The organism is Streptomyces sp. NPDC002825 (assembly GCF_040295385.1).
In the GTDB taxonomy this organism is placed as follows: Bacteria; Actinomycetota; Actinomycetes; order Streptomycetales; family Streptomycetaceae; genus Streptomyces.
In genome coordinates this window covers 1-12,997 of the sequence record NZ_JBEOVH010000063.1, presented here as the reverse complement: position 1 = coordinate 12,997, position 12,997 = coordinate 1, and the positions used below count along the sequence as shown (strand labels likewise).

12 protein-coding genes are annotated in these 12,997 nt (G+C 74.6%); 5 read left to right on the top strand and 7 right to left on the bottom strand.

Annotated features, from left to right (window positions below; all coding sequences use genetic code 11):
• Positions 1–669: 669 nt before the first annotated feature.
• From ABT041_RS38535 to ABT041_RS38525, 3 genes are all read right to left on the bottom strand, one after another.
• Positions 670–1,944, bottom strand: a complete 1,275-nt coding sequence (locus tag ABT041_RS38535) for a glycosyltransferase family 4 protein (protein WP_351193715.1) — start codon at positions 1,942–1,944, stop codon at positions 670–672.
• Positions 1,945–2,025: 81 nt separating this feature from the next.
• A complete protein-coding gene (locus ABT041_RS38530) occupies positions 2,026–3,318 on the bottom strand; it encodes an ABC transporter substrate-binding protein (RefSeq protein WP_351193713.1) in 1,293 nt (430 codons plus the stop codon).
• Positions 3,296–3,802 carry an MTB12 C-terminal domain-containing protein gene (locus ABT041_RS38525; RefSeq protein ID WP_351193710.1) on the bottom strand — a complete coding sequence of 169 codons (507 nt, stop codon included), beginning with the start codon at positions 3,800–3,802 and terminating at the stop codon, positions 3,296–3,298. Before ABT041_RS38525 ends, ABT041_RS38530 begins: the two co-directional genes overlap by 23 nt.
• 153 nt (positions 3,803–3,955) lie before the next feature.
• Here ABT041_RS38525 and ABT041_RS38520 point away from each other — a divergent pair, with 153 nt between their 5' ends.
• From ABT041_RS38520 to ABT041_RS38510, 3 genes are read left to right on the top strand one after another with little or no spacing between them, the layout of a single operon-like run.
• Positions 3,956–4,354 (top strand): hypothetical protein, encoded by a 399-nt coding sequence (locus ABT041_RS38520; RefSeq protein WP_351193707.1) that lies wholly within the window; start codon positions 3,956–3,958, stop codon positions 4,352–4,354.
• Positions 4,342–7,101, top strand: a complete 2,760-nt coding sequence (locus ABT041_RS38515; RefSeq protein WP_351193705.1) for an ABC transporter permease subunit — start codon at positions 4,342–4,344, stop codon at positions 7,099–7,101. Before ABT041_RS38520 ends, ABT041_RS38515 begins: the two co-directional genes overlap by 13 nt.
• Positions 7,098–7,754 (top strand): ATP-binding cassette domain-containing protein, encoded by a 657-nt coding sequence (locus tag ABT041_RS38510; RefSeq protein WP_351193703.1) that lies wholly within the window; start codon positions 7,098–7,100, stop codon positions 7,752–7,754. Before ABT041_RS38515 ends, ABT041_RS38510 begins: the two co-directional genes overlap by 4 nt.
• A 13-nt stretch (positions 7,755–7,767) precedes the next feature.
• Here ABT041_RS38510 and ABT041_RS38505 read toward each other — a convergent pair whose 3' ends face one another.
• Positions 7,768–8,406 carry a LysM peptidoglycan-binding domain-containing protein gene (locus ABT041_RS38505; RefSeq protein ID WP_351193700.1) on the bottom strand — a complete coding sequence of 213 codons (639 nt, stop codon included), beginning with the start codon at positions 8,404–8,406 and terminating at the stop codon, positions 7,768–7,770.
• A gap of 217 nt (positions 8,407–8,623) precedes the next feature.
• Between ABT041_RS38505 and ABT041_RS38500 the strand changes: the two genes are divergently transcribed.
• Positions 8,624–9,406 carry a DUF8842 C-terminal domain-containing protein gene (locus ABT041_RS38500; protein WP_351193697.1) on the top strand — a complete coding sequence of 261 codons (783 nt, stop codon included), beginning with the start codon at positions 8,624–8,626 and terminating at the stop codon, positions 9,404–9,406.
• Positions 9,407–9,603: 197 nt separating this feature from the next.
• A complete protein-coding gene (locus tag ABT041_RS39170; RefSeq protein WP_502976716.1) occupies positions 9,604–9,876 on the top strand; it encodes a hypothetical protein in 273 nt (90 codons plus the stop codon).
• Between the two features lie 68 nt (positions 9,877–9,944).
• Here ABT041_RS39170 and der read toward each other — a convergent pair whose 3' ends face one another.
• From der to cmk, 3 genes are all read right to left on the bottom strand, one after another.
• A complete protein-coding gene (gene der / locus ABT041_RS38490; protein WP_351193695.1) occupies positions 9,945–11,393 on the bottom strand; it encodes a ribosome biogenesis GTPase Der in 1,449 nt (482 codons plus the stop codon).
• 70 nt (positions 11,394–11,463) lie between these two features.
• Positions 11,464–12,150 (bottom strand): lysophospholipid acyltransferase family protein, encoded by a 687-nt coding sequence (locus ABT041_RS38485; protein WP_351193693.1) that lies wholly within the window; start codon positions 12,148–12,150, stop codon positions 11,464–11,466.
• Complete coding sequence (cmk, locus tag ABT041_RS38480) at positions 12,105–12,779, bottom strand: (d)CMP kinase (protein WP_351193691.1); 675 nt, start codon at positions 12,777–12,779, stop codon at positions 12,105–12,107. Before cmk ends, ABT041_RS38485 begins: the two co-directional genes overlap by 46 nt.
• Positions 12,780–12,997 lie beyond the last annotated feature (218 nt).

Below are 12,997 nucleotides of genomic sequence, written 5' to 3'. Positions count from 1 at the left end.
CGACGGGCGAGCTCGGCACCGGACCACTCGCGATGGGCCTGAAGCAAGGACAGCAACCGCAGAAGCCGCGCGGAGGTCTCCAACATGCGCGCGAGTCTCCCACGCGCCCGTTGCGGGCGGCGCCCACCCGCGTTGTGGGCAGGCGCTCCGCCGGGGCGGTGCCCACCCGCGTTGTGGGCAGGCGTTCCGCAAGGGGCGGTGCCCACCCCCGTTGTGGGCAGGCGTTCCGCAAGGGGCGGTGCCCACCCGCAACGGGACGGCGCCCACCCCCGTTGTGGGCAGGCGTTCCGCAAGGGGCGGAACGGGTGGGCACAACGGACGGCGCCCTTGCCGGCGCCAGAGGCTTACGCGCCCTGACCCGCACCACCCGCTCGGTGCACATGGGGTGCGGGTCCAGGCGCGGAACGCGGAGGCGCCGCTGAAGGGCGCCGTCCCGTGTGCCCACCCGTCCCGCCCAGCGGGACGATTGCCCACACGGGCGGTGGCGACCGCACCACGCGGGCGCGGGCCCACACGGGGGCGGGGGCACCGCCCAGCCAAGGCGCGGGCTCACGCGGGGACGGGGCGCAGCCCCGGGCCGGGGGTGCGCCCCGCCGGGCGCGGGCCCGCACGCGGGGCGGCGGCGCGCCGGCCGGCAAGGAGGCCCAGGCGCGCCACCCGCAGCGTCCGTCAGCGCAGGCGGCGGACGATCCGGCCCGCCCTCGCCTTCTGGGCGTAGATCGCGTCGATCAGGCGACCAAGCCCCCGGTGCAACCGCACCCGCCCAGGCGAGTGGACCCGACGCCCCGCCCCCCGGGCGACGAGCTCCGACCACAGCGCCTCGTGCCGCGCAGCGATCCGCACCGGATCGAAGCGTTCCGACGCCGCGAGCGCCGCCCGCCCCGCCTTCGCCCGCAGCTCCTCGTCCGACATGTACGCCCGCAGCGCCGAGGCGACCGCCGCGACGTCGCCGACCGGCACCAGCCGCCCGTCGACCCCGTCCTCGATGATCTCGCGCGGCCCGTAGGGGCAGTCGGTGGAGACCACGGGCAGCCCGCACCGCATCGCCTCGACGATCGTCATGCCGAAGGACTCCCGCTCGGAGGTCACGGCGGCGATGGAGCCCTTGGCCCATTCCGGTTCCATGGGGGTGACCGAGCCCATGAGGAACGCCTGCGCCTCCAGGCCGCGGTCCTTGATCTGCCGGGACAGCGGCCCCTTGAGGTCCTGGACCGCGTCGCCGGAGCCGTAGATCCGCAGCTTCCAGTCGGGATGGTCGGCGGCCACGGCCGCGAAGGCGTCGATCAGCACGTCGTACCGCTTGACCTTGGTCAGCCGCCCCGCCGCGACGACGGTCCGCGCCGTGAGGTCGGCGGGCGGCACCGCGGGCGCGGGCACGCTGTTGGGGACGGCCTCGATGCGGACGCCGGGCAGGGCGAGCCGCCGGTAGGCGCGGGCGTCGGCCTCGGTGACCGTGGTGACGGCGTCGAGGAGCGCGTACTCGTGGCCGATGTCCCGCCGGAGCCGGTAGCTGTGGCCGTCCAGGATCAGGTGCTCCTGGCCGACGAGGACGGGCCCGCGGCGGGCCTGCCGGGCGAGGTGCACGTTGAGCCCGGGGCGGGTGGCGACGAGGACGTCGGCCTCCACGCCGCGCAGGTGCTCGCCGATCCGGGTGTCGGTGAGCGCGCTGTACTGCTTCCAGCGGCCGTCGCCGCGCGGGAAGACCTGGGCGGGACGGTGGAAGTCGGGGTGGTCGCCGTCGTATCCGGGGCTGTCCCGGCGCAGGTCGACGAGGTGGCGCAGGGTCACCCCCGACGGGAGGCCGAGGTGGGGCCGGTCCCGGTGCCGGAAAACCGAGACGATCTCGACCTCGTGACGTTCGGCCAGTTCCTCGGCGAGCGTGAAGGTGGTGCGGATCGTGCCGCCGTAGTGGTAGCCGTTGTGAAGCAGAAAGGAGATACGCATCGCGCCGCCGGTTCCCCCCGGTCAGTCAGTGTTCATGAGATCGGTCGGAGCCCGACTGTACTGCCGGTCCGCGGCCCGCCTTCACGGGCGGTAGCCGAGCTGGGGGACGGTCGCGCAGTTCTTCGTCATGTCTCCCTGGCTCACCCAGCCCGGTCCGTCCCGCCAACGGGCCACGGACAGACAGGTGTTCCGGGTCGCGGGCGGCCGGGGCAGCCGCTCGAACCGTACCGGGAGCAGCAGTCCGCGCGCGGTGTAGGGCTCCGGTCGGTTCATGAACTCCTCGACGCAGCCTCGGGTGAGCGCGCCCCGGGCGAGGCAGGAGCGGGCGGCGTCGGTGAACCACATCGCCGCCGCCCAGCCCTCCAGCTGCCACTGCGACAGGGCCCGGTTCCCCATCGCCGTCCGGAACTCACGGACCGCCGGCTGTCCGGTGTCCTGGTAGTTCCGGCTGGATCCCGTCACCCACAGCGAGGCCCGGCAGCCGGGCGCCCTGGCGTAGTCGCGGGGGACGGCCGAGGACCAGTTCTGCACGTTCGTCACCTTGGCGGCGACCCGGACGCCGAGCGTCTCCATCGCCTCGCACAGGCGGACGTTGCCGTGGGTGTCCATCGCGTCGAAGACGAGGTCGACGTGCTCGGCCCGCAGATCGGCGGCGACCGCGCGGAAGTTGGGCAGCGCGAAGTCGACCTGTTCCTCGACGACCCGGTAGCCCTCGGCACGGAGCCCGCGTGCGACGAGCCGGGCGTAGGCGGCGGACGCGGCCTGGTTGTACGAGACGACGGCGGCGGTCCGCGCGCCCAGCTCCTCGCGGAACCAGCGGTAGACCTCGGTCCCGCCGTACAGCGTGCCGCCCCAGCCGGGCGCGCGGCCGGTGCGCGGGGCGGAGCTGCCGTAGATGCCGTAGAGGTGCGGATAGGTGTCGTAGGCGGGGGTGAGCGGCTGGCCGCCGATGTCGGGGACGCCGGCCCGGGCGACGAGGGGCGCGCCCGCGTAATTCAGGGCGGTGGTGGCGACGAGGGCGAAGACGCCGCGCTCGTCGACGAGCCGGTGCACGCACGCGTTGTTGCCGACGCCGCTGCCGCCGTCGTCGCAGGTCTCGACCTCGATCCGGCGTCCGTCGAGGCCACCGCGCGCGTTGAGGGCGTCGAACCAGGCGCGGGCTCCGTCGCGCGGGCCGGTGAAGGTCTCCCCGCCGACGGGGCTGGTGGTGCTGGTGATGATCCCGACGCGGAGCGGCTCACCGCCGGAGGGGTTGACGGTGGGCCGCGTCTCGAAGGCGCGCTCCGGGAGCCGGCTGCCGCATCCCGCGAGGAGGGTGAGGAGCACGGCCAGGAGCAGCGCCGCGACCGCCTCAGCAGCCCGGAACGGTGACACCGCTCAGCTCGACCAGGCCGCACAGGGTCTTCACGGAGACCTTCCAGGTGTCGTTCTGGAGGACGGAGGTGCCCTTCGAGCCGGGCAGGGCCGGGGACCCGCCGACCAGCAGGTCGTAGGTGACGTTCGCGCCGGTGGCGGAGGTGAACTCGATGCCGGTGACCTTCGCGGAGGTCATGGCCGCGTTCTTGTCGCCGGCGAAGGCGCCGAGCACGGGCCGCATCTGCTCGCCGTTCTCCAGGAGCTTCACCTTCTCGGCGAGAGGGGTCTTCGGGTCGAAGAACGCCGTCCAGTTCTTGGTGATCTGGGCCTTGGCGGCGACCGGGTCGGCGGGACCGACCGTCGGCGGGGAGGACGAGGCCGTGCCGCCGGTCTTCCCGCCGCTGTCGTCGGAGCAGCTCGCCAGGGCGGGCGCGAGGGCGAGGACGGCCACCGCCCCGAGGACCGCGAGACGGGAGCGTCCGCCGCGTCGTACGACATCCATATGGCTCACCACCGGGTGTCCCGCCCGTCTTGAGCGGCTGGTGTTACCAGGGTGGGCCGGATCGGGGCATAGTGCAAGGAAAGAGACACCGAGGAAGGGGTGCCGGGGAAGGGACACCAGGAAAGGGACAGCGGAGAGACGAGGGAGGCTTGGGTGCCGACATCCCGGATCCTGCTGTGGGGCGGTCTCGCGGCGGCCGCCGGGGGCGCGGTGCTCTGCGCGCTCGGCTGGTACGGGATCTCCGGCGAGCGCTTCGCGGAGCGCCAGCTGCCCTACCTGGCCTCGTGCACGGTGCCGGGGGCGGCGCTCCTGGTGGCCGGCGCGGTCCTCGTGGGGGCGGCCGCGCTGCTTCCCGTACGCCCTCCGGAACCGGCTCCCCCACCACCGGAGGAGACGCCCCGGCCGTCCTCGGACGGCCCCCTCCTGCGGGTTCCCGAGGGGACGCTCGCGCACCGCCCGGACTGCCCCCTGGTGGCGGGCAGGGCGGAGGCCGTGGCGGTGGGGGACGCGGAGCTCGCCCCCTGCCCGGTGTGTGAACCGTGGCCTCCCTGACGTACGAGCTGACGCTCGCCGGCCTCGCGGTCGGCAGTGCCGCCGCGCTCACCGGCATCGGACTCGTCGTCACCTACCGGGCGACGGGCGTCCTGAACCTGGCGCACGGCGCCGTCGCCATGGTCTGCGCGTACGTGCTCCGCCAGCTGGTGGTCGAGTGGAACTGGCCGCTCCCCCTGGGCGCCCTGGTCACGCTCCTGGTGGTGGCTCCCGCCATCGGCCTCGCCCTGGACCGGGGCGTCTTCCGCCCCCTGGCGCTCCGCGGCTCGAACCCGGCGCAGACCCTCGTGGCGACGATCGGCGTCTTCGTCCTCCTGGTGGGCGGGGCGGTGCTGCTGTGGGGTCCGGGGGCCAGGGACGACGCGCCGGTGCTGCTCGGCGACGACCCCTGGGCGCAGCTGGCGGCGGTGGTGGCGCTGGCCTGCCTGGTGGGGGCGGTGACGCGGTGGACGCGGTTCGGCCGGGAGCTGAGGGCGGTCGTGGACAACCGGCCGCTGGCCGTCCTGGCGGGGATCGACGCGGACCGGGTGGCGGCGGCGGGCTGGGCCTTCGGCTCGTTCACGGCCGGGCTCACGGGCGTGCTCCTCGCCCCGTACGTACGGCTCGACCCGTACGGGATGCCGCTCCTCGTCGTCGAGGTGATCGCGGTCGCGGTGATCGCCCGGATGAGGTCGCTGCCGGTGGCCGTCGGGGCGGCGCTCGCGATCGGGGTGGCCCAGGCGCAGCTGACCCGGCTGCACCCCGAGGGCTGGGCGGGCCCGCTGCTCCAGGCGGTCGGGGCGAACCTCTTCGTGGTGGCGCTGCTGGTGGCGGCGCTGGTCCTGCCGGGGGTGGGCGGCAGGGGGCGGGACGCGCTGCCCCCGCCGACGAAGGCCACCCGCGTACCGACGGCCCTGTGGCTGGTGGTCGGCGTCCTGCTCCTCCTTCCCCTGGGCCTCGCGGGCTCGGACCTGCACACGGCGGTCCAGGTCCCGGCGCTCGCCGTGATCCTGCTGTCGCTGGTCGTGGTGGCGGGCAGGGGCGGCCAGATCGCCCTCGGCCAGGCGGCGTACGCGGGCCTGGGCGCCCTGTTCACTGCGCTGCTCGCGGCGGCGGGGATCCCGGCCCTGGTCGCCCTGGGCCTTGCGGTGCCGATGGTGGCGGCCACGGGCCTGGTGACGGGCCGGCCGGCGATCCGGCGGCACGGCCTGGCGCTCGCCCTGGCGACCCTGGCCGTCGGGGTGGCGGTGAGCCGCTTCGTCCTGACCCAGCCGTACGCGACGGCGGGCGTGGCGCTCGGCCGCCCGGCGGGCTTCTCCGACGACCGCGCCTACTACGCCCTGGAGCTGGTCGTCCTGGCCGGCTGTCTCGCCCTGGTGGCGGCCCTCCGCCGGGGCCGCACGGGCCGCGCGCTGGCCGCCCTGCGGGACCACGAACCGGGCGCCGAGGCGGCGGGCGTCCCGGTGCCCCGCCTCAAGCTCCTCGCCTTCGTCCTGGGCGCGGCGCTCGCGGCCCTCGGCGGCGGGCTCCTGGGCATGGGCCTGCGCGCCTTCGACCCGGAGCAGTACGACCCGGTACGGGGCCTGCTCTGGTTCGCGGCGGTCCTGGTCCTGGGCGCGGACAGCCTCCTGACGCCGCTGGCGGCTGCGGCCCTCCTGACGACCCTGGACGCGGGCCCGCAGGCGGGCACGGCGGCGGCCCTGATAGGCCTGCTCGCCACGCTGACGGGCCGGATCCCCCCGCTCCTGAACCTGCTGCCGTCGAACGGACGAACCGCCGCGGCGACCGGCGTGGCCGTCCCCCCGCACGTCCCACGGGCCGAGGGCCGGACGCCCACCCACGGCCGGCCAGTCGCCGACGGCGCGAAACCCCCCGCGGGAAAACCCGCACGCACGGGCGAGGACCCGGCCGAACGCCGGCTGCCCACCCACGCCCCGCCCGCCGCCGACGACGACGCGAAACCCGCCACAGGAAGACCCACACATCTGTCGACCACCCGCACGGGCGCCGCGGGTGGTAACCCCAGTCCGGCCGAAGGCCGGACGCCCACCCACGCCCCACAGGCCGCCGGCGCCCCGCCCCGCACGGGACGCTCCGCACCCACGCCCCGCCCCGCAGGGCTCCGCGTCGACGACCTCAGCCTCACCTACCCCGGGGGCGTCACCGCCCTCTCCCACGTCACCCTCGCCCTCGCCCCCGCCCGCGTCACCGCCCTCGTCGGGCCCAACGGCGCCGGCAAGAGCACCCTCTTCGACTGCCTCGCCGGGACACTCCGGCCCCGCCGTGGCCAGGGCCGGGTCACACTCGACGGCGCCGACATCACCGCCCGGTCCGCGCACGCCCGGACGCGCCTCGGCATCGCCCGTACCTTCCAGCGGCTCGCCGTCTTCCCGTCCCTCACCGTCGAGGAGAACGTCCGCCTCGGCGAGGAGCAGAAGGGCGGACGCCGGGACCCGGACGCCGTGGAGCGGAGCCTCCGGCTGTTCGGGCTCGCCGGACCCGTACGGCACAGGGCCGCGGCGGACCTGCCCACCGGCACCCTGCGCCGCGTCGAGCTGGCCCGCGCGCTGGCCGGGCGCCCGCACACGCTCCTCCTCGACGAACCGGCCGCGGGGCTCGACGCCGACGAGACCGAGGCGCTGGCCCGGATCCTGGCGGCCCTGGCGGCGGACGGTCTGACCGTCCTGGTGGTGGAGCACGATCCGGACCTGGTCGCCGGGATCGCGGACACCGTGCACACCATGGAGGGAGGCCGGATCCTGTCGTGAGCGTCGAGATGGCCCTGCGTGCCGCCCGGGTCCGCTACGGCCCCCTGGAGGCCCTGCACGGCCTCGACCTGCCCGTGCCGGCCGGAACGGTCACCGTTCTCCTGGGCCGCAACGGCGCGGGCCGGACGACCGCCCTGCGCGCCCTCGCCGGGACGGTGGGCCTCGCGGGGGGCCGGGTCGAGTGGCGGGGGGCGGACGTGACCCGGCTGTCGGCGCACGCACGGGCACGCCGCGGCCTCTGCTTCGTACCGGATCTGCGGGCCGTGTACGCGGGCCTGACCGTCGCCGAGAACCTCGCGCTCGCCGCGCCGGCAGTCCCCGCGCCCGACGCCACCGCCCCGTACCCCGAGTTGGTCCCCCTCCTCTCCAGGACCGCGGGGACGCTCTCCGGCGGGGAGCGCAGGATGCTGGCGCTCTCCCGCGCGCTCCTCGCACGCGCGCGCGTGGTGCTGGTCGACGAGCCGTCGCTCGGCATGGCCCCGCCGGTCGCGGCCCGTACGTACCGGATGCTCGCCGCGCTCGCGGTGGAGCGCGGGGCGGCCGTGGTCCTGGCCGAGCAGCGCGTACCGGACGGACTGCCGCCGGGATCGGTCGTGCACGAGCTGCGGCGCGGCTCCCGCGCGTCGAGCGGAGAGCCGGCCGAGTACCGGTGACACCTCGGAGCGGTCAGAGCGGGGCGATCCTCAGCATCATGCCGGCGACGATCCGGTTCGGATCGGCCCCGATCACGCTCCGGTTCGCCGTGTACAGCGCCTGCCAGCCGCCCTTGACCGCGAAGCGGCGGGCGATCGAGGCGAGCGTGTCGCCGGCCTGCACGGTGTGGACCCGTCCGTACAGGCCGTACCGCTTGGAGCAGACGGGCCAGGCCCCCCACCCCTGCGTGCGCAGCACCTCCTCGGCGACGGTGATCTGCTGCTGCCGGGTCGCCAGGTCGGCGCGCCGGGCGTACTTCAGTCCGCCGTGCTCGACCCAGGTGGGGTGCCAGAACTGGAGCCCGCCGTAGAAGCCGTTGCCGGTGTTGGTGTGCCAGTTCCCGCTGCTCTCGCAGTCGGCGACGCAGCCCCACGGCCACTGGTCCCGCGCACAGGCGTACCCGGGCACGGGGGCGACTTCCCGGAGCGCGTCCGCCACGTCAAGGAGCGCGGCGGAGACCTCGTCCCGGGCGACGACCGCGGCGGGCACGTCCCCGGGTCCGGGGGACGCGTCCCGGGCCTGGGCCGCCGCGTGCACGGGGGCCAGGGACAGGAGCGCGGCCGCGGACGCCGCCACGAGGGAACCGGCCGTCCAAAATCGGATCTTCGACATCGGGGAAGGCTAGGCAGCCGCCCGGCACCCCCGGCCCGTGCCGCGCGGAACACTGTTCACACCCCACCCGGTCGGAGTCACGCGCCCCCTCGCACACGCCACTGGCAAGTTGCCTCGCTTCCGCGCGTGACCCCGGCCGAGGCTGACCCGTTGAACTCGTCATGAGACGCCCGGGAACGGCCCGGCGTCCCCCCGTACCGAGTCCAGGGAGCCCCCCGTGCCGCGCATGCTCGACGTCAGCGAGGACGTACGCGCCGAGATCGGCGACGAAGAAGCGGACCGGCTGCTCGCCGGCGACAACGCCCCGGGCAGCTACGACTGCACCTCCTGCCGCACGCCGGGGGACTCCGCACAGGAGCGCACCAGCACGGTGCTGTTCGTCGGCGAGGAGACCGCGGTCCTCGCGTTCGCCCACGCCAGCTGCATCCCGTCGCAGGTCGTCAAGGTCGAGGAGGCGCAGCTCCAGGGCGCCGTCGCCTCCATCACGGCCTCCGACGCCGCCGACGCGCTCTCCGCCGCCCACCCCGAGCAGGCCGTGCTCGGCGTCACCAGCGGTCTCGTCCTGATCGACGGCGAGCTGCACCCGGCGCTCGTGGTGGAGCCGACCGCGCCGGTGGCCCGTCCGGGTTCGGACGGCCTCACCGACGAGTTCCTGCCGCTTCTGGCCGAGCAGGGCTTCCAGCAGGTCATGAGCCTGGACGAGAAGCCGGCGGCGCTGCCGGGCTGGTCGGTCCTGGTCGCCATGGGCCAGTTGCACTCCGTGCTCCAGCCGGGTCCCGGCGGTGCCGGTCAGGCCGCCTGGTGGCAGGCGCACCAGCCGCTCCAGGTCACCGAGGGCTGGCGCGCCGCGGCGAACAAGTCGCACACGGTCCTGGTCTTCGCCGCCCCGGTGGGCTCGATCGGCCAGCAGCCGCGCGAGGACCTGCTGCGCGACGCCCTGGAGAAGGCCGCCGCGAACGGCCGCCTGGTCGCCGCCGCGATGCCGCTGGCCGGCACCTGATGGAGGACGGCCGGCCCGGCATAGGGCGGGCGCGGCTCCCCGGGACGGGGGCGGGGCCGGGTGTGCCGACCGTGCCGCGGCCCCGGAGCGCTCCCCTTTCGGAGAGCCGCCCGCATCCGACGGGCGGCGGTGTCGTTGGCACCTATGTGCACCCATACGACCCGTTCCTCCAGCCGTATCAGAGCCCGATCCCTGCGATGCGCCCCGCGCAGGACGTCACGGCGGGCCCGTCGCCCACGCCGATCTACGACGCCCTGTACTCGGAGTACCGCAGGTCGTTCCGTACGCTGCCGGGTGACCGCAGCGGCGAGGAGGAACTGGGCTTCCGGGCCTTCGGCACGGTCCTGAGCACCGCCCTGTACGGGCAGGGGCACCGGCACGTGGCGGCGGCGTATCCGACGGCGTGGTCGGCGCAGCAGCACCCGCAGGCCCAGGCGGCACTGCCACCGGGACCGCGCAGGGGCCTCTAGGCCGGAAGGACGTACGGCGGAGGGCCGGGACTCGAAAGAGTCCCGGCCCTCCGCCGTGTCGCACGGTGCTACTTCTTGCGGCCGCGCTTCTCGCGGACCCGGACCGAGATGTGGAGCGGGGTGCCCTCGAAGCCGAACTCCTCGCGCAGCCGGCGCTCGATGAAGCGGCGGTAGCCGGCCTCCAGGAAGCCGGAGGCGAAGAGCACGAAGCGGGGCGGCTTGGTGCCGGCCTGCGTGCCGAAGAGGATGCGGGGCTGCTTGCCGCCGCGGACCGGGTGCGGGTGGGCGGCGACGATCTCGCCCAGGAAGGCGTTGAGCCGGCCGGTGGGGACGCGGGTCTCCCAGCCGGCGAGGGCGGTCTCGATGGCCGGGACCAGCTTCTCCATGTGGCGGCCGGTCTTGGCGGAGACGTTGACCCGGGGCGCCCAGGAGACCTGCTGCATCTCGGTCTCGATCTCGCGCTCGAGGTAGTAGCGGCGCTCCTCGTCGAGCTCGTCCCACTTGTTGTAGGCGATGACGATGGCGCGGCCCGACTCGACCGCCATCGTGATGATGCGCTGGTCCTGGACCGAGATGTTGTCGGTGGTGTCGATGAGGATGACGGCCACCTCCGCCTTCTCGACGGCGGCCGCGGTCCGCAGGGAGGCGTAGTAGTCCGCGCCCTCCTGGAGGTGGACCTTCTTGCGGATGCCGGCGGTGTCGACGAACTTCCACGTCACGCCGCCGAGCTCGATGAGCTCGTCGACCGGGTCGCGGGTGGTGCCGGCCAGCTCGTTGACGACGACCCGGTCCTCGCCCGCGACCTTGTTGAGCAGGGAGGACTTGCCGACGTTCGGGCGGCCGATGAGGGCGATGCGGCGGGGGCCGCCCACCGCGTTGCCGAAGCGCTGCGCGGGGGCCTCGGGCAGCTTCTTCAGGACCTCGTCGAGGAGGTCGCCGGTGCCGCGGCCGTGCAGCGAGGAGACGGGGAACGGCTCGCCCAGGCCCAGGGACCAGAGCATGGCCGCGTCGGCCTCGCCGGACTGGCCGTCGACCTTGTTCGCGGCGAGGACGACGGGCTTCCCGGCGCGGCGGAGCAGCTTGACGACGGCCTCGTCGGTGTCGGTGGCGCCGACGGTGGCGTCCACGACGAAGAGGCAGGCGTCGGCGGCCTCGATGGCGTACTCGGCCTGGGCGGCGACGGAGGCGTCGATGCCGAGGACGTCCTGCTCCCAGCCGCCGGTGTCGACGACCTTGAAGCGGCGGCCGGCCCACTCGGCCTCGTAGGTGACGCGGTCGCGGGTGACGCCCGGCTTGTCCTCGACGACGGCCTCGCGGCGGCCGATGATGCGGTTCACCAGGGTCGACTTGCCGACGTTCGGGCGGCCGACGACGGCGAGGACGGGGAGCGGGCCGTGGCCGGCCTCCTCGATCGCGCCCTCGACGTCCTCGACGTCGAAGCCCTCTTCCGCGGCGAGCTCCATGAACTCCGCGTACTCGGCGTCGCCAAGTGCCCCGTGGTCGTGCTGGTCGTTCATGAAGTCCGTTCCTTGATCATTCGTGGTCGGTGGGTCCCCGGTCACCGGGGCCCACTACTGAAAGTCTCGCTCAGCGCCCGGTGAGACGCCTGGCGTTTTCCAGGTGACGGGTGAGCCGCTCCTGGATGCGTACGGTGGCCTCGTCGAGCGCCTTGCGGGTGCGGCGGCCTGAGCCGTCCCCCGCTTCGAAGGCGTCGCCGAAGACGACGTCGACGCGGCCGCGCAGCGGAGGCAGTGCCTTGACCAACCGTCCGCGGCGCTCGGTGCTTCCCAGCACGGCGACCGGGACGATCGGCGCGCCGCTGCGGACGGCGAAGTACGCCAGGCCCGCGCGCAGCGAGGCGAAGTCGCCGTCGCCGCGGGTGCCCTCGGGGAAGATCCCGAGGACGCCGCCCTGCTCCAGGACGCCGAGGGCGTTGCCTATCGCGGTGCGGTCGGTGCTCTCCCGGTCCACCTTGAGCTGCCCGATGCCCTCCAGGAAGCTGCCGAGCGGGCCGACGAACGCCTCCTTCTTGATGAGGAAGTGCACGGGGCGGGGGGCGGTGCCCATGAGCATGGGGCCGTCGATGTTGTGCGCGTGGTTGACGGCGAAGATGACGGGGCCGGAGACCGGCACCCGCCAGGCGCCGAGGACGCGCGGCTTCCAGAGGCCGTACATCAGCCCGATGCCGATGCGACGGCCGACGGCGGCGCCCTTCGCGGAGGGCACGGTCACCTGGCGCCCGCCCGCTTCTCCTCGACGAGGGTGACGACGCACTCGATGACCTGGTCCAGGGTGAGGTCGGTGGTGTCGACCTCGACGGCGTCGTCGGCCTTGGCCAGCGGGGAGGTCTTGCGGCTGGAGTCGGCCGCGTCCCGCTTGATGAGGGCTTCCTTCGTCGCGTGCACGTCGACGCCCTTGAGCTCGCCGGAGCGGCGGGCGGCACGGGCCTCGGGCGAGGCGGTGAGGAAGATCTTCAGGTCGGCGTCCGGCAGGACGGTGGTGCCGATGTCCCGGCCCTCGACGACGATGCCGAGCTCGGCGCCCTTGGCGATGGACCGCTGCAGCTCCGTGATCAGGGTCCGCACCTCGGGGACGGCGCTGACGGCGCTGACCTTGGAGGTGACCTCCTCGGTACGGATGGGACCGGAGGCGTCGGCGCCGTCGACGGTGATGGTGGGCCGGGCCGGGTCGGTGCCGGAGACGATGACGGGCTTGGCGGCCGCGTTGGCGACGGCGTCGGCGTCGGTGACGTCGACACCGTTGCTGATCATCCACCAGGTGATCGCCCGGTACTGGGCACCGGTGTCGAGGTAGCTCAGCCCCAGCTTGGCGGCGACCGCCTTCGAGGTGCTGGACTTGCCCGTGCCGGAGGGCCCGTCGATGGCGACGATCACGGATTCCACGGTGGGAACACCTTCCTGGGGTGAACGGTAGGCCCGGCGGTTTGCAGGGGACCCCCACAAGGTTACCGAGTCCCCGACCCCCACTCGGCCCCGCCCGGGCGCCACCGGGGCCCGCGCCCGCTGCCGTGTGGGGCCCGCGCCCGCTGCCGTGTGGGCAATCGTCCCTCCCCCAGACTTCGTCCGGGGGGACCCCCAGGGCGGGACGGGTGGGCACACGG

Excerpts from the sequence above, each read along its gene's own strand:
- ABT041_RS38535 (WP_351193715.1), bottom strand. The coding sequence starts at position 1,944 with ATGCGTATCTCCTTTCTGCTTCACAACGGCTACCACTACGGCGGCACG.
- ABT041_RS38525 (WP_351193710.1), bottom strand. The coding sequence starts at position 3,802 with ATGGATGTCGTACGACGCGGCGGACGCTCCCGTCTCGCGGTCCTCGGG.
- ABT041_RS38505 (WP_351193700.1), bottom strand. The coding sequence starts at position 8,406 with ATGTCGAAGATCCGATTTTGGACGGCCGGTTCCCTCGTGGCGGCGTCC.
- ABT041_RS39170 (WP_502976716.1), top strand. The coding sequence starts at position 9,604 with ATGCGCCCCGCGCAGGACGTCACGGCGGGCCCGTCGCCCACGCCGATC.
- der (WP_351193695.1), bottom strand. The coding sequence starts at position 11,393 with ATGAACGACCAGCACGACCACGGGGCACTTGGCGACGCCGAGTACGCG.